This window comes from bacterium, from assembly GCA_035380285.1.
GTDB lineage: Bacteria > Auribacterota > Erginobacteria > Erginobacterales > DAOSXE01 > DAOSXE01.
This window is the reverse complement of the sequence record DAOSXE010000006.1, coordinates 1-20,511: the sequence shown is the minus strand read 5'-3', so window position 1 is coordinate 20,511 and position 20,511 is coordinate 1. Positions and strand designations below refer to the sequence as shown.

Annotated in this window: 16 protein-coding genes; 4 read left to right on the top strand and 12 right to left on the bottom strand. The window is 62.4% G+C overall.

Going from position 1 to position 20,511, the window contains the following annotated elements; all coding sequences use genetic code 11:
• Window positions 1–7: 7 nt before the first annotated feature.
• From PLZ73_03405 to PLZ73_03365, 9 genes are all read right to left on the bottom strand, one after another.
• The gene (locus tag PLZ73_03405; GenBank protein HOO76912.1) at window positions 8–1,498 is read right to left on the bottom strand and encodes an HAD-IIA family hydrolase; all 1,491 of its coding nucleotides are present in this window, start codon (window positions 1,496–1,498) and stop codon (window positions 8–10) included.
• On the bottom strand, window positions 1,495–2,175 hold the full coding sequence (locus PLZ73_03400) for a hypothetical protein (protein ID HOO76911.1): 681 nt from the start codon (window positions 2,173–2,175) through the stop codon (window positions 1,495–1,497). Before PLZ73_03400 ends, PLZ73_03405 begins: the two co-directional genes overlap by 4 nt.
• A 40-nt stretch (window positions 2,176–2,215) precedes the next feature.
• A complete protein-coding gene (locus PLZ73_03395; protein HOO76910.1) occupies window positions 2,216–4,162 on the bottom strand; it encodes an O-antigen ligase family protein in 1,947 nt (648 codons plus the stop codon).
• 217 nt (window positions 4,163–4,379) lie between these two features.
• Window positions 4,380–6,143, bottom strand: a complete 1,764-nt coding sequence (locus PLZ73_03390; GenBank protein ID HOO76909.1) for a Wzz/FepE/Etk N-terminal domain-containing protein — start codon at window positions 6,141–6,143, stop codon at window positions 4,380–4,382.
• A gap of 79 nt (window positions 6,144–6,222) precedes the next feature.
• Window positions 6,223–9,318 carry an efflux RND transporter permease subunit gene (locus PLZ73_03385; protein HOO76908.1) on the bottom strand — a complete coding sequence of 1,032 codons (3,096 nt, stop codon included), beginning with the start codon at window positions 9,316–9,318 and terminating at the stop codon, window positions 6,223–6,225.
• A gap of 2 nt (window positions 9,319–9,320) precedes the next feature.
• Entirely contained in the window at window positions 9,321–10,415 is a 1,095-nt protein-coding gene (locus tag PLZ73_03380) for an efflux RND transporter periplasmic adaptor subunit (GenBank protein ID HOO76907.1), read from the bottom strand.
• Window positions 10,408–11,787: a TolC family protein gene (locus tag PLZ73_03375; protein HOO76906.1), complete on the bottom strand. Its 1,380-nt coding sequence runs from the start codon at window positions 11,785–11,787 to the stop codon at window positions 10,408–10,410. The genes PLZ73_03380 and PLZ73_03375 overlap by 8 nt, the downstream gene beginning before the upstream one ends.
• The gene (locus PLZ73_03370) at window positions 11,784–12,374 is read right to left on the bottom strand and encodes a TetR/AcrR family transcriptional regulator (GenBank protein HOO76905.1); all 591 of its coding nucleotides are present in this window, start codon (window positions 12,372–12,374) and stop codon (window positions 11,784–11,786) included. The genes PLZ73_03375 and PLZ73_03370 overlap by 4 nt, the downstream gene beginning before the upstream one ends.
• Window positions 12,375–12,430: 56 nt before the next feature.
• Entirely contained in the window at window positions 12,431–13,147 is a 717-nt protein-coding gene (locus PLZ73_03365; protein HOO76904.1) for a potassium channel family protein, read from the bottom strand.
• A 115-nt stretch (window positions 13,148–13,262) separates the two neighbouring features.
• On the opposite strand from PLZ73_03365, the gene PLZ73_03360 reads away from it, so the two are divergent.
• Window positions 13,263–13,943, top strand: a complete 681-nt coding sequence (locus PLZ73_03360; protein ID HOO76903.1) for a site-2 protease family protein — start codon at window positions 13,263–13,265, stop codon at window positions 13,941–13,943.
• Between the two features lie 11 nt (window positions 13,944–13,954).
• Here the strand turns inward: PLZ73_03360 and PLZ73_03355 are convergent, their stop codons facing one another.
• Window positions 13,955–14,911: a DMT family transporter gene (locus PLZ73_03355; protein ID HOO76902.1), complete on the bottom strand. Its 957-nt coding sequence runs from the start codon at window positions 14,909–14,911 to the stop codon at window positions 13,955–13,957.
• A gap of 90 nt (window positions 14,912–15,001) precedes the next feature.
• Between PLZ73_03355 and PLZ73_03350 the strand changes: the two genes are divergently transcribed.
• Together PLZ73_03350 and trxA are read left to right on the top strand one after the other, a co-directional pair.
• Window positions 15,002–15,964, top strand: a complete 963-nt coding sequence (locus PLZ73_03350; GenBank protein HOO76901.1) for an FAD-dependent oxidoreductase — start codon at window positions 15,002–15,004, stop codon at window positions 15,962–15,964.
• Between the two features lie 23 nt (window positions 15,965–15,987).
• A complete protein-coding gene (gene trxA / locus PLZ73_03345; protein HOO76900.1) occupies window positions 15,988–16,311 on the top strand; it encodes a thioredoxin in 324 nt (107 codons plus the stop codon).
• A 43-nt stretch (window positions 16,312–16,354) separates the two neighbouring features.
• Here trxA and PLZ73_03340 read toward each other — a convergent pair whose 3' ends face one another.
• Both PLZ73_03340 and PLZ73_03335 read right to left on the bottom strand, forming a co-directional pair.
• Window positions 16,355–18,556, bottom strand: coding sequence for a hypothetical protein (locus PLZ73_03340; GenBank protein HOO76899.1), 2,202 nt, complete (start codon window positions 18,554–18,556; stop codon window positions 16,355–16,357).
• A 93-nt stretch (window positions 18,557–18,649) separates the two neighbouring features.
• Window positions 18,650–20,149, bottom strand: a complete 1,500-nt coding sequence (locus tag PLZ73_03335; GenBank protein ID HOO76898.1) for a hypothetical protein — start codon at window positions 20,147–20,149, stop codon at window positions 18,650–18,652.
• On the opposite strand from PLZ73_03335, the gene PLZ73_03330 reads away from it, so the two are divergent.
• On the top strand, window positions 20,139–20,511 hold a 373-nt coding region (locus PLZ73_03330), incomplete at its 3' end, for a hypothetical protein (GenBank protein ID HOO76897.1). The two genes, PLZ73_03335 and PLZ73_03330, sit on opposite strands and share 11 nt — an antisense overlap.

Sequence of the window (20,511 nt, the reverse complement as noted above, 5' to 3'; positions counted from 1 at the left end):
GTTCCGCTCAGGCGAGTTCCGCCACGCTTGCTACGATCAGGGCGGGGCAGGGGAGGTTTTCCGCCCGGCTTCTCGTCGTCTCCCCGCTGAGCACGAGAACCGCCCGGCAACCGGCGTTTCGGGCCAGCGCCATATCCGTATAGAGGCGATCGCCGACGACGACCGCTTCTTGCGGGGTGATGCCCAGCCTGCACAGCGTCGGCGAGAGCATCTCCGGGTTGGGTTTTCCGAACACCTTTGCAGGTTCGGCCCCGGTGGCGGCTTTTAACAGCGCCATCATGGAACCGATGTCGGGCACGGGCCCGTCGGGGGTGGGGCAGACCATGTCCGGGTGCGTGGCCAGCAGAGGAACCCCCCGGATTAAAAACAGGGCGCCTTGACGGATCTTCGGGTAGGTCAGCTCGGTGTCGTATCCGAGAACCACATAATCGGGTTCGGAGGAATCGGTGGCTATGCCGTTTTCCCGCAGCAGGGTCTTCATGGCTTCGGTCCCGATCGTCCAGGTTTCGGCGGCGCCGGTTTTCTTCAGGTGATCGATAAGTCCGTCCGTGCTCAGGAGAATATCCGGCTCTCGTGCCGGTATCCCCATGGTTTTCAGTTTATCGATATACCCGGCTTTGCCGCGGGAGGAATTGTTGGACATGAAAAAGACCTTGGTTCCTCGATCCCGTAACCGGCCGATGAAATCCGAGGCTCCCGGGATCGGGGAATCCCCGAGATAGAGGGTCCCGTCCAGATCGCAGAAAACCGCTTTGATGCCCGGAAGTTCGGGGGAAAGCGGGCTGAAAAGGGTGTCAGCCCGGGCCAGGTCATCGAGGGTGTCGATCTCCAGCCATTGCTCTTGCCTGATTTCGAAGGGTTCCATGGCTATCTTCCCGGACTGCATCAGCCGCTGGAGCGCGAGTTCGGTCCATTCGTTGCGGTTATTTTCGCTTTCGATTACTTTTTCCGCTTCTCGAATCAAAGCGTCTCCGGCGGCGGCGGAGAACTTGTAGATATCGCAGGTGAGTCCGTGGGCCTGTTCGGGGGGGATAGTTTTACTGATATCGCAGATAGAACCGTCGGAAGCGACGACCGCTTTCATAGATTCCTCGTTCCACGCTCCCGGTTGACTGACGATGAGATCGTCGCGGGGGTCGGCTACCAGCCCGGAAATAACTTCCGGCGCGACGATGACGTCGCCGTTGGCCAGAATGAATGGTTCTCCGGCCAGGCGGTTGCGGGCCAGGTACAGGGAGTACATGTTGTTGGTCCGATCCCATTCCTGATTGATCAGTATCCCCGGCTTAGGATCGGGAATCCCGGAGATAAATTTCCGGATCATTTCGGCGCGGTAGCCGGCCAGGACGATAATTTCCGAGACGCCGGCCTCGATCAGAGCCCGGATCTGGAAGTCGATAATCGGTCGGCCGCTGGAGGTAACGAGACACTTGGGCTTGATGTCGGTGAGAGGGGCCAGGCGCGTGCCTCGGCCGGCGGCCAGGATGACGGCTTTCATTCGCCGGCCTGGGTCGGGCCGGGTTGCAGATCCGGATCGGCGAACCACCCGTATTCGAACGTATCTCCGTAGGTCCCCTCGGGATAGAGGTAGAAAACCCCGAAAATTTCATAGGGGATCGGCTGAAAATTGAAGATATGACTCACTATTTTATGTTCTCCCACTTCCCAGGTGGAAGTTTCCGGGGCCATTTTATACCGGAGGCGTTTCTCTTTGCGCGAGTCCGGCGGAAGCCTGTCCACGTGGGAATCGTCGACTTTCGCCACCAGTTTGAAACGCCAGTCCCGATCCATTTTCCCCGTGACCACGAAATAGGCCGATACTTCGTAGGAGCCGTCGCCCACGCGCTGGATGTTCCAGTCGATGAAATCGAGTTTGCCGGGGATCGCCGTTTGGCGGTCGTGGGCGTCCACGATTTGATCTCTTCGTTCGTCGAGAGCCTTGACGATCGCTTGAGATTTTCCGCCTCGCATGACGTACTGGCGTTTCATCCCATAAAGGATAAAAAGATCGTCGGTGTCGTCGATCCTGATCAGCAGAGCCTGGTTGCTCAGGTTCTTGCCGGTGCTGGTCGATTTAAACCAGTCCGGTTCCCCCTCGTCGGGTTTCGGCCCGCATCCGCTGACGGCTAAAAAACTTATGCCCAGCACCATGGCCGGAAACAACCTCGAGTTCATGAGAAGACACCTCCGATAGAATCAGGAATTACGTAAAATACTAATCAAGGGGCTGTTCCCGGTCAAGGGCGACCGGCCCCACCCGAAAAGACCAAATAGGTCCGGTAGCCGACCCGAACGTCCCCTGAGCCGTCACCCTCCAAAGATAAACTTTGCCTGGTTCCAGGGGAATCGGCGGCCGCACCGGGTCGAAGCCTTCGACCGCCAGGGCCGGGGATCGGGGTTGGGGTCCGCCGCGTTCCCAGAAATAAACGTCGTAGCTTCGGTTGGCCTCCCGGCCCCAGGACAGGTTCGTTTCCGGCTCGACGCCGGCGGTCCAGTCGGGCGGCTGCGGCGACGCCGGTACCCGTACGAAATTGGCGGCCTGGCGGCTCCGGATGGATCGCGCCCGCTTGGTATCCCCGCGTTTTTCGAGAACCGCGGCCAACTTTTCGCAGAAAAAAGGCAGGTAGGGATCGCACCCGAAGACCTGCATCCCCCTCTCCAGCCAGTGTTCGGCGTCGACCGTTCGGCCCTCGCGCAGGGCGTTATACGCGAGGAAGGTGATGCAGGTGCGGTCGTGGGGGTGCAGCCGCAGCGCTTCCCGGGAAAAGAAGTCGGCGTGGTAGGCGTCCCCGAGGTCCATGGAGATCTCGGCCAGTTGGTGCAGGGAAATATGGCGCATGTTGGCATCGAACCAGGACCAGGGGAGATAGTTTTCCCTGAGGTCGTCCAGCTCGGCCATGACTATTTCCCTCCGCTGCCGGTACAGCAGATATATCCGCTGCTTTTTCTGCGGAGACGATTCTTCTCCGGCCGCGTGTCCCATCGCCGCCGCTTCCGCCGCTTCCTCGCTTATCTGGCGGAATCGCCGGTCGGAGCGGATGGCCAGAGCGGCGGCGGCGGCCAGAAAGAGCAGCAGGAGCCCGGCCAGACGGCTGGCAAGCCGGGAAAACCCGGGCCAAACCGGGAGGGAAAGCAGGGGGTGCTTTCGCTCCGGAGTATTGATGACGGCCGCAATCCCTGCGAACCAGATCAGGGAACTGACCTTTTCGGAAGTGAACGTGGTGAATTGCATGAACAACATTCCGATCGCAGCCGCACCCGCGGCCAAGCCCGTTCCGGTGTTTCTCCCGCGCCAGGCGCCCCGGAGCAGAAGCCCGCAGGCGGCGGCAAAGAGCAGAAACCCCACCAGCCCGAGATCGACAAAAGCCTGAAGGTAGTCGTTGTGGACTTCCCAATTCAGGGTTTTGACCAGACCCTGGGCAGTTGAAGGAGTGGCGACGACGGGAAAGTTCCCGAATCCGGCCCCCCGCCAGAAGTCGGTAACCCCCAGGCACGGCCTCCAGAAGTCGAGCCTCTGCGCCGGATTCAGGATGGTCGGGAATACTTGAGCGAGATTTCGTTTTCGCCCGATTGATTCCCGAACTTTCGGGGAAGGTTGTACGACCAGGGCCAGCGCCGCGACCAAAATCGGCAGAACCAACAGAACCCTCAATTTCTTCGGTTCCTGACGAACTTTTTTCAGGCCGCCTGCCGCCAGAATGAAGAACAGCCCCAACCCGCACCCGACGAGCGCTCCCCGGGTTTTCGCCAGGAGCAGGAATATGCCCCCGAGCAGGGCCGCGGCCAGGGCCACGAAAGCCATCGCCCTTCTCAGTTTGAACCAGGCATAGAACAGGAAAGGAATGGCGAGCATGAGGTACATGCTGGCGTAGTTTCGCTGCCCCATGGTAGAGCGGGGCACCGCGGTCCCCTGAAACCAGTGGATCAGGGGAAGCTCCTCGTACATGTACTGAAGAATACCGATGCCGGCCACGATCCCGACCAGAATGGAAAAAGCTCCCCAGCAGGCCCGGTTTTCCCAGAAACGGGTGCGGGCAGCCAGGAGATATCCGCAGGTCGGCAGGAAGACGGCTCCCCACCGCTCCAGGCCGGGCCGCGGAGAAGGCGCCCAGGCAAGGGAAATCAGCGCCCAGGCGAGATAAAGAACCCAGACCGCTCCCAAGGGACTTATCCGCAGCCGGGAATTCGGGCGAGGGAGTAACAGTAACAGCCCGCCGCCGATGGTCAGGGAAGCCCAGAATGTTTTGGGAAGATAGTTCCCCGACATCATCTTCGGCAATGCCGCCAGAACGCACAGGCAGGGTAGAAACCAGAAAACCCACCCGCGAGGGTTTATTTGCCTGTCTCCGTCGATCATGGAGGGGGGGTCGGTTTCCCGCTTAGGAAATTCGGCCCAGGCGTGAGACGACCAGAATCGCCGAGGTCGCCAGGAAGCCGACGAGCATGGCGGCGAGGATCAACCGGACCCGGTGCGGACCGACTTTGGCCGGATCGGCCTGGGCGGAATAGAGCAGCGCGATCCCCGACCGGGAGACGTCTTGCAGGGACACGTTGAGCATATCCACTTCGCCGGCGCGCGCCGCCAGGGAATCGCGGATCTGCCGCCTGCTTTCCACGGTTCTCTGCAGGGCGGAAAGGCGATCCTGCCAGGTGAGGATCTTCTGTCCCAGTTCCCGGAGTTGTCCGTCGATTCGGGCCACTTCCTCTTCCTGCGCTCGGCTCAGACCCAGTAGGCGGTCGACCTCGAAGGCGGTGTTGTTGACGGTCTTTCGGTTTTCACTGTAGCGGTCGGCCAGGTTGTCGAAAAGGCTTTGATCACGCTGGATCGAATCCTGATATGATTTTCTGGTGGATTGCAGGCTGCTGATCTCCTTGGCCAGCAGGCTGACTTCTTCCTGCAGGGTCTTCAATTTCTGATCGTAGAATTTGATCTGCTCCTTCAGTCCCTTGATCTCCACCGACTTATTGAGCAAATCCCCCTGCAGCGAGGAATAGACGGGATTGATTTCCTCCTCCGCCAGCACCGGGAGATCGGCGTTGCCGGGCAACCCTTCGGAGAAAAATTTGTTCCACAGGGCGTCGTCGGTGATCGCTTTCTTCAGGAGGAGGGTGGGGGAGAGGGTTTTGAGCAGCGCTTGCAACCCTTCGTACTGGGGGGCGATGACCGCCAGACGATTCTGTGCCTGCACGATCTCGGTAGAGATATGTTCCAGTTCGCGGTCTTTGTTCTTGAGCTGCATTTCCTTGAACTGCAGGTTGCTTTTTTCTTCGAATTCTGCCAGGAGAACCTGGCTCCGATACAGGTTGGAGGCCAGTATCGCCAACTCGTCCCTTCCCTCGGTTTGAGAGGCGAATCCGGCGCTGTCTCCGGTCAGGAGTTTCTCGAAATAATATTTGCCCCTCCAGATGCCGTTGATTTCATCTTCCGCCATGGTCTGGGTGAGGACGTCGAGGATGGCCTTTTTCTGAACCAGTTCTTCGGTGTAGTCCAGGTACCGGGAGTATGCGACCTGTCTCGTCTTCGTCAGGTTTTCCATGATGGATCGGTTGATCTCGATTTCGGAGGAGAGGTACGCTTCGGTGTAGCGGGTTTCGCTTTCTTTAAGCGATTTCTCCGCCTGGGCGAACAGCGTGCCGATGAACTGACCCAATTCCTCCACCCCGGCGGTATGAATGCTCCTGGTCTTTTCCAGGACGATGGCCGCCCAGCGGTTGGCGATCAGGGCGGAGAGCTCGGAATCGCGGGTGACGGCCGTGAGTTGAATCAGCGGCAGAGCCGTTTTTTCCCGGTCGCGCTGATGCAGGATTTCGGTCGATAATTTCCTGCCGAAAGACTTGAAATCCATTTCCGGCGCCAGGATTCCTTCTTCTTGCAAGCGCTCGAACAGCTCCCGCTTGGTGCTTTCGGCCTCCACCAGCGTGCGCAGAGTTTCGACGTTGGGGGGCGGAGCCTCGCCTTCGACCTGCAGCTCGGGCTGTTGAACCAGTATCGCCGCGGTCGCGGAATACTTATTGGAAAGGAACAAGCTGACCCCCCCCGCAATCACCCCCACGATCAGCGTCGCCGCCGATATCTTCAGCCGCGCTTTCCAGATGATTCTGAAAACCGTCAATTCATTCGGGGAGATAGGATCGGCGCTCACGGTAAGCCCCCTTGCGTTTCGGACATAGTGTCGTGCGGCACTGAAAATAACAGAACCGGACGGTCTTGCCAAGTTCTACTCAGCCGTCGCCGGAGGAGACGACTCGGCGCTTCCGGAAACGGAAAGCCTCCCGTGGCGACGCGAACAGGACATAGACGGCCGGCATCACGATCAGGGCGAGAAATGCCCCTCCCATCATTCCCCCGATCGAAACCACCCCCATGGAGGCCCGGTAGCCGCCTCCCGCTCCCTTGGCCAGGGCCAGGGGGATCATGGCGATAACGGTGGTGAGGTTCGCCATCAGGATCGGCCGTAGCCTGACTTGGCAGGCCTGGACCACGGCGTCGAAAATGTTTCCATTCCCGTTGCGGCGCAGGTGGTTGGCGTAATCGACGATGACGATGGTGTTGTTGATGACCAGCCCGACCAGCATGATGATGGCCATCAGCGACATGATATTGATCGTCGCCCCCGTGAGAAAGAGGGCCAGTAGGATCGTGATCAGGGCCAGGGGCAGGCTGAGCATGATCATGACCGGGAAACGCCATGATTCCAGAATCCCGGCGAGCATGAGGAAGGTGAGGCAGATGGCCAGGATCAGGGCTTTGATGAGTTCCCCGAATTCCTTGGCGATCATCTCCATCTCCCCCCCGGAGAAGTAGGAATAGCCCTCGGGGAAAGTCATCTTTTCGTCGATGAGCCGGCCCAGGCTCCGCCCTACTTCTCCGGCCGAGACCCCGGAAACATTTGCCGAGACGGTGACTGTGCGGCTCCGGTCTTTGCGGGTGATGGTGGTGGGGCCCTCACCGTTTTCGATTCGGCAGACGGCGGTCAGGGGAACCGGTTTGCCGTCGGCGGCCGGAAGGGTGAGGTTGCGGACCTGTTCCTGGAATCGCCGGTCCCCCTCGCGCAATTTTACCCGGATGTCGAATTCGTCGTCTGATACCCGGTAGGTGGAAGCCACTTCTCCGGAAAAGGAGCTACGGAGTACCCGGGCGATGTCTCCTACCGTGATCCCATATTCGGCGGCTTTTTCCCGGTCGGGAAGGAACCAGAGTTCCGGTTTCCCGCTCCTCCAGTCGCTGTCGATGTCGACCGCGCCGGGAACGGTCGCCGCCAGATTCATGATTTCGGCGGCCAGCCGGTTGAGTGTTTCGATATCATCGCCGCTGATCTCGATTTTGATCGGTTTGTCGCCTCCGCCGCCGCCCTGTTCGGTCTCCTGGAGGGTGAAGGACGCTCCGGGAATCTCCGCCAGCAGCGGCCGGAGGGAGTTCATAATCTGCCCGGTCGAACGGTTTCTCGCCTCCAGGTCGACGAGATCGATATCGACTTCACCCAGGTTGATCCCCGAGGTGCTCCCCCCGTGGGCGCTGGATGTTTTTCCGACCATGGCGAAGATTTTTTCTTTTTCGGGGATGCTTTCGGCCAGGGCCTCTACCCGGCGCACCACCGCATCGGTGGCCTGAAGGGAAGTTCCCACCGGCGTCTCGACCGCGATCTTGAACGATCCCTGGTCGGTTGCCGGGAAAAATTCGAAACCGATCAGGGGCGTAAGCAGAAGGGAGAGGACGAATGCGACCACGGTCAGGCCGATCACCAGCGCTTTTCTTCTCAGTATTGTACCGACCAACCGGCCGTATTTTTCGGAGAGACGGTCGTAAAAACGCTCCCAGGCCTGGAACACCTTCTTTTTCTCCCGTGTTTCGCGGAGGAACCTGGAAGCCAGCATGGGAGTGAGGGTATAGGAGATAAAGAGCGAAAAGATGGTGGAAAATACGATCACCATGGCGAACTGGCGGAAAAACTGCCCGGCGATACTCTGCATGAAAGCGACCGGCAGGAATACGACGATGTTGGTCAAGGTGGTGGAGGCGACGGCGGCGGCGATTTCGGAAGTCCCGACCTTGGCGGCGGTGACCCGGTCCTTTCCCATCTCCAGGTAGCGATGGATGTTCTCCAGGACGAGGATGGCGTTGTTCACCAGTATCCCCACGGCCAGGGCCAGACCGGACATGCTCAGCATATTGATGGAAAAGCCGAAAAGATAAACCAGGAAGAATGTGCAGATAATGCTGGTGGGCATCGCGACCGCGATAATCAGGGTGCTGCGGAAATTATGGAGGAAGAAAAAGAGGCACACCGCGGTCAGGACGATCCCCATGACGATGTTGTTCGTGACCTCGCCCAGGGAGTTGCGGATGAACACGGAGTTGTCGGTCGAGACTTCGATTTCGATGTCGCTCGGCAGCAGGCGCTTGAGGTCGCGGATGGTCCTATATATCCCGTCGGCTACGCCGATGGTGTTGGCGTCGGATCGCTTCTGAATCAGGATTCCGAGCGAGGGCTTGCCCTGGAAACGAGCGAGCTCCCGGACCTCCTTGACGGTATCTTCGATTTCGCAGATATCCTCCAGGCGGATGGTCTCTCCTTCCTTGGTGATGATCGGGATTTTGCGGAATTCCTCCAACTCCTCGATCTTCCCGGCCAGACGGATCGTGAACTCGTTGCTGGCCTCGGTGATATGGCCCGAAGGGAGTTCCAGGTTCGCCTGCCTGATCGCGGAGAAGATGTCGTCGAACCGCAGGTGCAGGGCGTTGAGTCTCTTCTGGTCGACCGCGATCCTGATCTCACGTTCCTGGCCCCCGATGATGTCGGCGTTGGCCACCCCCCTGACCCGGGAAATGGCGGAACGGATCTTGTTGTCGGCCAGGAGGTAAAGCTCTTGGGGCGGCCGGTTCCCCGACACCGCCAGGGACATGATCGGCATGGCGTTGAGGTCGAACTTGCTGACCAGCGGTTTCTCCGCGTCTTCGGGAAGATCGGGTTCGGCCAACGCCACCTTGTCCCTGACATCGGCGGCGGCGGCGTCGGTGTCGATTCCCAGTTCGAATTCGAGGGCGATGATGGAAAGGCCCTCCTCGGAACGGGAGGTTATGTGTTTCAGCCCCTCGACGGTGCTCAACTCCTCCTCGAGGGGCTTGGTCACGAGCGTTTCGATCTCCCGTGGACCGGCTCCGGTGTAGATGGTGGCGACGCTCACCCAGGGGATATCGACTTTGGGGAAAAGATCGACCGGGCTGTCCAGGTAGCCGACCAGCCCCAGGATGACGAAGATGAGGATGATGACCTGGGTCAGTACCCGGCGGTTGATGGCGAGGTTCGAGAGAAACACGGTTATTCCTCTCCGCTTTCGTCCGCGGCGATCACCTTGACGGTTGCGCCGTCCGCGAGCTTGTCCTGTCCTTCGACTACGACCAAGCAGTCTCCGTCCATGCCTCCCAGGATTTCGACCATTTCCCGGGCGACGATGCCCGTGCGCACGGGCTGGAAATGCGCGGAGTTCCCGGCGCAGACCAGAAAGACTCCGGACTCGCCCTCCTCATTCCTGACCAGGGCGCTTCGGGGGATCAGAACCGCCTGCTCGTGGATTTCACGGACGATCGAGGTCCGAGCGTACATGCCGGGGCGCAGGAGGTGTTCGCGGTTGTTCAGGCCGATCTTGACCGTGAAGAGGCGGCTGATCGAGTTGGCGGTGGGGTTAATGGTGTCGACCGTCCCCTCCCAGGTTTTTTCCGGGTAAGCGTCGAAACGCACCTTGACGTTCTGTCCCCGGCGGATGCCGGCGATCAATTGTTCGGAGATCCGGCAATGCACCTCGACCCGGTCGATATCGACGATTTCCAGGAGCGGTTCCCCGACCCCCGACAGCTCTCCCGGTTCCCGGTACCGGCGGGAGACAAACCCCGTGAGAGGCGAGGCGAGATACATATTCTCCAGCTCTTCCCGGTTTTCCTGCAGGGAGGCCTTCATGCGGTCCGTCGCTACTTCGCTCCGGTCGAGGTCTTGCCGGGAAATGGCCCCCGAACTGTAGAGGGCCCGGGCCCGGGTCAGGTTCTTCTCGGCCTCGTCCAGAGCCGCTTGCTCGGCCTCGACCCGTAATTCCACGGCTTTGTGCTCGAGGACAACGAGGACGTCGCCGGCGGCCACCGGATCGCCTTCGTCGACGGATATGCTTTCGATCAGCCGGTCGTATCGCGAGACCAGTACCGCCTTGCGGTCGGGTTCCACCGTTCCGTCCACCTCGATCAGATCGTCGATATCCTCCCGTGCCGCCCCGGCGACGCGGACCGGGTAACCGGAACCGCTCTGCAGTTCTTCGATGGTGGGCGCCGGCTGCATCCGGTTTTTCTGCCGGATGCGGCCGCCGACCAGAACGCCCAGCACGACCACAACGGCCAGCAAACCGATAACAACAACGATTTTATTCACCCGAATCTCCTCTCTCCATTGGCGCCCGGCCACCGCTGGGGCCGACCCGCTTCATTTCCTCCAGGGGAACTCCGACGGAACGCTCTATCGCGGCCAGGGAAATCCGGTAGTAGGCCAGAGATTGTTCGAACATGACCCGGGCTTCGGACAGGTTCAGCTCGGCGTCGGTAAGCTCCAGGGAGGTGCTGATTCCGTTATCCCAGCGGATCTTGGCGATCTGATAGGCTTTTTCCGCTTGCGCCACCGTTTCCTTCTGGCTCTCCAGGGCCTTCCTCGAGGCCAGCGTATCCAGGTACGCCTGCTTGATGGCCAGCAGCACCGTGCGCTCGGCGTCGCTGGAAGCGATCCGGGCCTGGTTCAGCCGCGCTCGGGCCTCGGCGACCTTGCCCGGGGTTTTAAGGCCGTCGAACAGGTGCCAGGTGAGCCGAGCGCCGGCGAACCATTCGTTTTGAAAATCGCTTTCGGGCGGGGTCTCGTCGTCGGGATAATCCCCCACCCAGGAAGCGAAAAGCGAAACGCTGGGCTGGTAACCGGCGCGGGCGGCGTTGACTTCCTGTTCCCTCATCTCCTCCATCAACCGCATTTGTTTTAAAAGAGGCCGGTATTCTTTACCCAGAATGTTGAGAGACTCCAGGGGGACGTCGAAATCGACGTACTCCAACCGGCCGTGTACGCCGAAGGTTTGCTCGCTCAGCCCCAATTCGCGGGCCAGCGACGTCTTGTAGATATCGGTCTGGTTTTCGGCCTGGATCATCGGCGGAACGGAGTTGGCCAGTTTTACCTCGGCGGTGATACGGTCGAACTCCGATATGGTCCCCTGTTCGAACTTGTTTTCCGCGGTATCCCGGTAATCGGTCATGTGCTTGACGGTGTCGCGCCGGATCCGAGCCACCTCCTCCTGCTGGAGGAGGAGATAGAAAAACTCCTTTACCCGGTAAGCGACGTCCATCCGGGTTTCCGCGAGGTAGACTTCGGAATAATCATTGAGCAGGTCCGCCGCCCTGATCCCCGCGATGACGCGGCCGCCCTGGTAGACGCTTTGTTCCAGCGTCAACCCGACGTGGTAGTTGTCGTGCCGGTTGACGGGAAGAGTCTCGTCTCCGGATTCGTAATATCGAATCCGGTCGAGGTAGGTGTAGGATGCGTCTCCGCTGAGGTGGGGGACCGCGTCCGAGATCGCCTGCAGCCGGATGCCGCCGGCAGCTTCCATCTCTTCGGCGGCGGTTTCGATCTGAGCGTTTCGCTCGTACGCCATTTCCAGGCAATCGGCGAGGGTATAGACCGGGACGGTGGGGGAGGGGGCGGGGGCGATCGCAGCTCTTCCGGCGCTCCCGACCAGGAGACAGAGTCCGATCGTCAGCGCTATTTTCATCGTCGCGCGATTCCTTCCAGGAAGAGCCCTATCAGTTCCTCGGGAGTCGCGGCCGGCAGGGTCAGATAGTCATGGTGCCGTTTCATGACGAGCAACTCCTGCATATGCAGGGCCCCGAGGAGATGTAACGTCGCCTTGACGGGGTCGACCTCCCTGAAGGCCCCCGAATCGATACCTTCCCGAACGATAGCGGCGATGGAATCGATGCCGCGTTTCCCGTACTGGGCGATATCGGTGGGGGGAGCGTAGGAATCCAGGCGGTAGATCGCCATGATGAACAGCTTGATGTAATCGGGAAATTCCTGGCAGGAATTCATGTGCAGCCGGGCGACATCCAGCAGCTTGCGGCCGGGCGCGCCGGTCCCCGAGGCTACCGCCACCACCTTGTCGTTGAAGTCATCCAGGATGGTTCGCACCAGGTAGCGGTAGAGTTCTTCCTTGTTGGCGAAATAGTAATAAATGGTGGGCTTGGTCACGCCGCTCAATTCGGCGATCTCGCGCATCGAGGCCCCCGCGAAACCCCGACTGGTGAAAACCTGCAGGGCCGCTTTGAGAATGGTTTCCCTGGTCTGTGGAGCGATTTCCATGTATACCTACCGGTAGGTATACTACCGCGGTAAAAAAAAGAGTCAAGTCCGGAAAATCAGTTCGTCGTGTCCGGCGCCTGGTCCCTAGACTGGGCGATATAATATCCCACCAGCCGGGCGACGACCACGGCCAGAAACATCTGGCCGGTCACCGCTTCCAGGTTGCTCAGGGTCATGGCGATCTGGGAGCGGGGAATGATATCGCCGTACCCCACGGTGGCGATGGTGGTGAAGCTGAAATAAATGATGGTTCCGTAAGCGTTGACCCGGGACCCATCCGCGTAGGTTATGGCCATGGGATCGGCCAGGCAGAGAAGGCTGTACAGGCAGACCCAGAACATTCCGATCAGCAGGTAGACGCTGATCGCGCCGTAGATTTTATCGACGGAGACCTTTTTCCCGGAAAACAGGTCCTTGACGATCACGCAACAGACGGCGCCGAGCAGGACCGCGTAGCAGGCGGTGCTCAGCCCCCGCAGCCAGGGCATGTCCGGGGTATGCTGGCGCCCGAAGATGAGGTCTCCGATGTCCAATATCAGAGCGATGCCGGCGGCGCCGTATATTCCCCCCCGGACCCATTTCGAGCGGGGCTTGATCCCGCGCGTGGATACGGTCTGCAGGCTGGCGACAAGAAGCAGGAGGAAGGAAAAGGAAAGGATGAAATCGGCCAGCGGTGTTTCGCGGCTCTGGGTCAAGGGGGTGAGGACGACCATCACCCCCAGGACCGTGAGCATTTCCAGGTATGATCGGGTTTTCAAGGCCAACCGGATCATGGCCGATGATAGCGCCGGGAGCGGTGCGAAGCAAGACGGCTTTTGCCGTACGGAGGTATTTGCACGTGTTCAGGGAGCTCTCGAACTGGTATAGTTGCCCCCGCGGAGCCGAAGCATGGTTATCGAGATCGCAACCAATCTGATCATCCTTATTTTTTCGGTGATTATCCACGAAATCGCCCATGGCTGGGTGGCGCTGAAGTGCGGCGATTCCACCGCCCGGGACGCCGGCCGGCTGACGCTGAACCCGTTGCCCCACATCGATCCCTTCATGACCCTGTTTCTCCCCGCGTTTCTCGCCCTTCAGTCCGCCCTGCTTCATGGGCCGGGAATCATCTTCGGGGGGGCCAAGCCGGTCCCGGTCAACCCCTACCGTCTGCGGGGAGGCCAGCGGGATCACGTCAAGGTCTCGTTCGCGGGAGCGGGAGCCAATATTCTATTGGCCTTGGCCGCTTTCCTGCTCTGCCTCCCGGTTCTGGTTCTGGGAAGGCATTCGCCGTCGGGGCTGCCGGGAGCGGTAATCCCACTGCTTCTGAGGGTGGTGCAGATCAATCTCATCCTCGCCAATTTCAACCTCTTGCCGATCCCGCCCCTGGACGGTTCCTGGATACTGGGTTATTTCCTCCGGGGCGAGGCCCGGCGGTGGTACGCTTCCCTGCAGGCCCGCGGGTTTCAGGCGTTTTTGGTCTTCATGATCGCGGCCTGGTTGATCCCGGGGCTGATGAACCTGGCGTTTTTCCCCTTCCGGGCCGGGTACGGAGCGCTCATCCGGATTCTCCTGCTGGTCGCCGGCTGAGCGGGAGGGAATCAGCGGCGGAAGTCGGGGGACCTGGTGCCCCCGGCGGCCGCGAGGATGGATCCGCCCACGACCATGAGGGCCCCGAGCAGGCTGGAGGGAGAGAGCGGCTCCGGCGGCAGCAACCCCGGAATCGTTTTCGCGGCCGCCCAGGCTACCGCCAGGGTGACCAGGGGGGAAAGCGTCACGGCCACGCTGATCCGAGAAGCTTCCAGGTGTTCCAGCGCTTCGGCGAAGAAGCCGTAAGCCACCAGCGTGTTGGCGGCGCAGAACCCCAGGAGCAGCAGCCCGGTCGGGTTCAGGCGGAATATCTCCCCAGGAGACGCCAGGGGCAGGAGCAGCAGGGCCCCCGCGCAGTAGATGAACCACATGATCTCCTGGGAAGGGAATCGGCTCAGGAGCTGTTTCTGCGCCAGGGAATATACGGACCAAAACAGCGCCGATGCCACCAGGATCGCCACGCCGGTTCCGGTGGCGGTACCGGGGAGGAAGACGGCGGGCAGGTCCCGGTTGAAGAACAAGGCCATACCTCCGAAGAGCACCGCTGCGCCGATCCACTGCCGGACGGAAAATTGTTCCCGGAAAACAACCAAGCTTCCCAGGAGCATGAAGAACGGTCCCAGTTGGATGACGACGATGGCGACGGCGGCCCCGACGTACTTCAAGGCGAGGACGTAGGTCATGTAATTGCCGGCCAGGCCCAGGGCCGCCCCCGCCAGCAGCAGCGGCGGCCCCTTCAGTACCTCCAAGGGGAATCCCGGTCCCCGTCTGCGGGCGATGAACAGGTACAGCAGGCCGGCCGCTATCAGGAAGCGGTACCAGGATATGGTCATGGCTCCCATCTGGGCGAGCAGGGCTTTGAGGAAAAACGGCAGTACTCCCCAGAGGATGACGGTCCCCGCCATCAGGAGGATCCCGATCCCCGTTCTCCCACTGGGTCGATGGTGATGGCCTGGCAACGTTCTCATGGACGAGGCTGCATCATATTCGTTTGTCCCGCTTCCGGCGTCAATTTTTTGGCTTCCCGGAGGTTTCCATCCTTTCCTGGAAATGCTACCATGACCGTTTTCAAGGAAGAAACACCCCTGGAAAAACTAATGAGCGGCAACGAATACGATATCGCCGTCGTCGGCGGGGGGCCGGCCGGCCTCGCGGCCGCGGTGTACGCCGGCCGCGACCGTTTTCGGACGGTCGTGATCGAGAAAGGCCTCTGCGGAGGGGAACCGGTCAACATCGCCCTGATCGAAAACTATCCCGGTTTCCCCGGGGGAGCGGCCGGAGCGGAGCTGGCGCTGAAATTCGCGGAGCAGGCCCGGGAATTCGGCGCCGAATTGGCGGAAAACGAGGAAGTTTTGGAGCTCTCGGCGGGGTCGCCCGGATTCAGCATCCGGACTTCGCGGAGGAATCTCCGCGCCTCCGCGGTTATTCTCGGGACCGGCAGCCGTCCCCGGCGGCTGGGCATCCCCGGGGAAAACGAACTGGCCGGACGGGGGGTGTCGTGGTGCGCCACCTGCGACGGCCCGTTCTTCAAGGATAAGTCCGTGGCCGTGATCGGAGGCGGCGACGCCGCCCTGGGAGAGGCGATGTTCCTGACCAGGTTCGCTTCCCGGGTACTGCTGGTTCATCGGCGGCAAGAGTTCCGGGGTTCCCGCCTGCTCCAGGAACGTTTGGGGGAGTATCCCCGGATCGAAACGGCACTGGGGGCGGTCCCCGTCGCCGTTCTCGGCGAGAAGAAGGTGGAGGGCATCCGCCTGAGGGATCGGGAGACCGGCCGGGAATGGGATGAGGCGGTGAGCGGCATCTTCGAATATGTGGGGCACGAGCCGAATACGGCCTGGTTGGGCGGCCTCTTGGACCTGGACGAAACCGGCCGGGTGGTGACCGGCGCCATGATGGAAACGTCGGTGCCCGGTATTTTCGCCGCCGGGGATATCCGCTCCGGGAACCTTAGGCAGATCACGATCGCATGTGGAGAGGGCGCGGTCGCGGCGATCGCCGCCCGGGAGCACCTTAATCGTTAACTCTAAATCGAGGAGAGGTTGTCATGGCGCTCGAATTCAATGACGGTAACTTCCGCGAGAAGGTTCTGGAGTCTCCGATTCCGGTTCTGGTGGATTTCTGGGCACCCTGGTGCGGGCCTTGCCGGATGGTGGGTCCTACTATCGAGGCCCTGGCCCAGGATTACGAAGGCCGGGCCCGGGTGGGTAAAGTCAACGTCGACGAGAACCCTCAGATTGCGGCTTCCTACGGGGTGATGAGCATCCCCACCCTGATCGTCTTCAAGGGCGGCGCCGAGGTCGACCGCCAGATCGGCGCGGTCGGCCGCGATCAACTCGCGGCCCTGCTCGACCAGGCGCTTCAGAGCTGATTCTCCCGCGCCCGTTCGATCCCTTTCCTCGGCCGGGGAGGGCTTAACGGACGACCGGAACGTCGGTCGAAACGCCGTAGTAAACCGCGCTCAGGTTCCGGATCAGCCATTTGCCGCTGTCCGGCCGGAAGACGGCGAAATCGGCGGACCCGTCCCCGTTGAAATCCCCCGGGACCGGGGTGTCGGTGGAGAGGCCGAAGTAGGCGCTGGCCCCTCCCCGCACCAACCAGCGCCCGCTGTTCGGCCGGAAGACGGCGATATCGGCGGAGCCGTCGCCGTTGTAATCGGCGGCCACGGTCTGGTCGGCGGAGACGCCGAAATACACCCCGCTACCGCCCCGGATCAGCCACTTTCCGATCGACGGACGGAATACGGCGACCTCGACGGATCCGTCTCCGTCGTAGTCCGCCGGCACCGTCCGGTCCGAGGACGACCCGTAATAGACCCCGGTCGAGCCCCGGACCAGCCATTTCCCGATCGACGGACGGAAGACCGCGATCGCGTCGGTGCCGTTGCCGGCGTAATCGCCGGGAACGGGGACGTCGGAGGCCGCCCCATAGTAGGCGGTGGCTCCGCCCGCAACCGCCCACTTGCCGCTGGCGGGGCGGAAGACGGCGATCTCCCAGGCCCCGTCGCCGTCGTAGTCGCGGGGCACCGGGGAGTCGGTGCCGGCGCCGAAGTAGGCCCGGGTGAAGCCGCGGATCAGCCAGAGCCCGGACGAGGGCCGGAAAAGGGCGACATCGGTGGTCCCGTTGCCGGTGTAGTCGCCGGCCACCGCACGCCGCGGCGGCGGGGTCGGGGTGGGGGCTGGGGTAGACGATGGGGTCGGGCTGGAAGGGGGAGTGCAGGTGGGAACGGCGGTTGCGGTGGGGACCGGGCTGGCGGTGGGGCTCGTGGTGGGGGGCGGGCTGGCGGTCGGGGAGGGGGTGATGACGATGGCGTTGACCGCGACGTCGTCGAAAGCCAGGGCCCCGGAGGTCCGATAAAAGGTGAAGCGGAGCTGGGAAGTGGAGGGGTTCAAGTCCCAGGGGCCGCTCTGGTCTCCACCTTCCGGGAGGTAGTAGAGGGTCTCGATCGCCTGCCAGGAAGCGCCGTAGAACTCTTCCAATGCCAGGGCGTCGCCGCCTCCGGCGGAAACCCCGCGGTACCAGAACGTCAGCTGCCGGGGCCCGGCGAAGGCGGAGGTTTCGATCCGGTCCCCGTCGCCGTCCAGCTTGAGCGAGGGCGCGGTTCGCCCGTAATAGCCCGTCTCCAGGTAGGTGTCGGAGTCCTGGCCGCAGCCGGTGAAGGTCCAGCCCGCGGGCCGGGTCCCGGTCTGGTAGCCGTCGAAACCCTCGTCGAGGAGGTAGGGGGGGGCGATGGTCGGCCGCGGCGAGGGCGAGGGAGCGGGGGTGGGGGTGGTGACGGGGATGTTGAAGCACTTCATCACCGGCATGTGCTGAAACTGCTGGCAGTCGCCTTCCTGGACCGGGGAGACTTCCGAGAGGGGGGTGAAGACCCGGGAATCGAAGACCAGCCCGTCGTTGTAGGTCCGGGAAGGGAAGACCACCCCGGTGTTGCGGGCGTCCAGGAGGGCGTTGGGCATCACCCAGTCGTAGGGTGCGTTTCGATTTTCATTGGTGTCTTTATCACCTTCCTGGTCACGAGGCCGGTGGTTGCTGGCGTTGAGGAAGGTGTCGAAGGTGCCGATGGCGGAAGCGCCCTCGGAGGAGGTGTTGAGGTCGCCCCCGACCACGATGTACTGGTCGGGGTCGAAGTTGGCGGCGACGTAGTCCTTGATGGCGTTGGCCTCGATGTTCTGGGTGCCGCTTTCTTCACTTTTAAGATGAACGCTGACGCATTGCAGGTCGATCTCCCCGGGGATGTCGAGCACGGCCCAGACGAAGTTGCGGTCGGGGACCTGGCTGTCGGTCCAGTAGCCGGAAGAGAGAATGGGGTAGCGGCTGATGATCCCGTTGGGGATGCTCCCGGTGGGTTCGCAGTAGAATTCGAAGGAGGAGTCGAAGGCGGTCATGACGAACTGCTCCAGGGTCTGCCCGTCGGGAGGGTTGAACTCCTGGATGAGGACGATGTCGGGGGCCAGGCCCTGGAAACAGCGGATTCCGGGGGGGCCGTATTTTTGTCCGTCGGAAGTGATGTTGGCGGCCATGACGCTGATCCTGGTCGCGGTCGCTCCCGCAGGGCCGGGGATGGCGCCCACGATCACGGCTGCGGCCAGTATAAGAGACGAATACGGGATTTTCATCAGATGCTCTCCGGTTTCTCTTAAAGGTAACACGGAGCGCAACGCACCGCAACGGGCGTTCCCGTCATCGGGGGGAGTAGGGAAGGCGGCCGGTTAATAGGGCCGGCCGACCACCGGCTCGTCGCCGTTCAGGCCGAAGTTGACCGTCTCGGTGGTGACCGCGTCGTAGCGGATGAACCAGATCCCGCTGGCGGGTCTGAAGATACCGATGTCGCTGACCATGTCCCCGTCGAAATCGCCGGTCACGGGCCAGTCCGTGGCCGCTCCCAGCCTGACTTTGGCGGCTCCGTCGATGAGCCAGGTCTGGACGCCCGGGCGCCAGACCGCGCGGTCGGTCACGCCGTCGCCGTCGTAATCCATCGGCCGGGGCAGGTCGGAGGCCACCCCCCAGCGCAGGCGGTAGATATCGTGGACGAGCCAGCCGCCGATCTTGGGGCGGTAGACCGCGAAATCCTCGGAACCGTCGCCGTCGTAATCCCCGGGGATGGGAATGTCGCCGGCCGAACCCAGACCCCACTGGATCTCGTAGCCGGTCCCGGGATCGTCGGGATCGGGGAGGATGTACCACTTACCCTCGCTGGGGCGCCAGAAGGCGGGTTCGATCGTGCCGTTGCCGCTGTAATCCCCGGGGAGCGGGATGTCGCCGGTGCCCCCCCACGAGAAATTGGTCAGCCCGCGCACGTACCACATGCCCAGCGGCGGTCGGAAGTAGGCCAGGTCGACGGTCCCGTCGCCGTCGTAATCCCCGGGAACGGGCACGTCGATGGAAGATCCCCATTTCTGCGTGACGGTGAGGCCGCTGCCGCTGGCCTTGTAGAGCCACTTCCCCGAGATCGGCCGCCAGAGGGCGATATCGGTGGTGCCGTCCCCGTCATAATCGTCGCCGCCCACGGCCAGGTAGGGAACCGTCGCCCGCGGCGAAGGAGTGGGCGAGGGGCTGGCCGCCGTCGGGGTGGACGAGGCCGAAGGCGTGGGCGACGTGGCGGGGGTGGCGCTGGGCGTGGGCGTAACGCTCGGGGTCGGGGTGATCGAGGAAGTCGGGCTGGCGCTGGGCGTGGGCGTCACCGACGGGGTCGGAGTGACGCTGGGAGTGGGGGTGACCGAGGGAGTCGGAGTCGCGGTTGAAGTCGGAGTGGCCGAAGGCGTGGGGGTAATGCTGGGCGTCGGAGTAATACTCGGGGTGCTGGTAGCCGAGGGCGTGGGCGAGGCCGAGGGGGTGGGGGTAACCGACGGGGTCGGCGTGCCGCTGGGTGTGGGCGTCACCGATGGCGTCGGAGTTACGCTCGGGGTGGGCGTGACCGAAGGCGTCGGGGTGACGGTCGGGGTCATGGAAGGCGTGGGGATAATCGGGGAGGGGGAAGGAGTCGGGGTGATCGGGGTGGGGGTGACGGACGGCGTGGGAGTGACCGTGGGGGTGGCGCTGGGCGTGGGTGTAGCCGAAGGTGTTGGGGTCTTGCTCGGGGTCGGGGTCACCGAAGGCGTGGGAGTGCACGTGGGGGTCGTGGTGATGGAGGCGGTCACGGTAGGCGAGGGCGTGACCGAAGGCGTTGGGGTGACCGAGGGCGTAGGCGTTATCGAAGCTGTGGGAGTCACGGATGGAGTGGGTGTAACCGACGGGGTCGGGGTGGCGCTGGGTGTGGGAGTGACGCTGGCCGTGGGCGTGGCCGAGGGTGTCGGGGTAACGCTGGAGGTGGGGGTGGCGCTGGGCGTAGCCGTCGGAGTGGCGCTGGGCGTGGGCGTGGCCGACGGGGTCGGTGTCGCCGACGGCGTCGGGGTCTTGCGGGCGGTGGGCGTGGCCGAGGGCGTGGGGGTGGCGCTGGGCGTCGGGGTCGCGGTCGGGGTGAGGGACGGGGTCGTGGAAGCGGTGGGGGTGGGTGTGGGTGTGGCCGAGGGCGTGGGGGTGGGGCTGATGGGCCCGGTGACGCGGACGTCGTCGAACGCCAGGTCGCCGGAGG

Coding starts and splice junctions, on each gene's coding strand:
- PLZ73_03405 (HOO76912.1), bottom strand. CDS start 1,498: ATGAAAGCCGTCATCCTGGCCGCCGGCCGAGGCACGCGCCTGGCCCCT.
- PLZ73_03400 (HOO76911.1), bottom strand. CDS start 2,175: ATGAACTCGAGGTTGTTTCCGGCCATGGTGCTGGGCATAAGTTTTTTA.
- PLZ73_03375 (HOO76906.1), bottom strand. CDS start 11,787: ATGAAAATAGCGCTGACGATCGGACTCTGTCTCCTGGTCGGGAGCGCC.
- PLZ73_03370 (HOO76905.1), bottom strand. CDS start 12,374: ATGGAAATCGCTCCACAGACCAGGGAAACCATTCTCAAAGCGGCCCTG.
- PLZ73_03365 (HOO76904.1), bottom strand. CDS start 13,147: ATGATCCGGTTGGCCTTGAAAACCCGATCATACCTGGAAATGCTCACG.
- PLZ73_03360 (HOO76903.1), top strand. CDS start 13,263: ATGGTTATCGAGATCGCAACCAATCTGATCATCCTTATTTTTTCGGTG.
- PLZ73_03355 (HOO76902.1), bottom strand. CDS start 14,911: ATGAGAACGTTGCCAGGCCATCACCATCGACCCAGTGGGAGAACGGGG.
- PLZ73_03350 (HOO76901.1), top strand. CDS start 15,002: ATGACCGTTTTCAAGGAAGAAACACCCCTGGAAAAACTAATGAGCGGC.
- trxA (HOO76900.1), top strand. CDS start 15,988: ATGGCGCTCGAATTCAATGACGGTAACTTCCGCGAGAAGGTTCTGGAG.
- PLZ73_03340 (HOO76899.1), bottom strand. CDS start 18,556: ATGAAAATCCCGTATTCGTCTCTTATACTGGCCGCAGCCGTGATCGTG.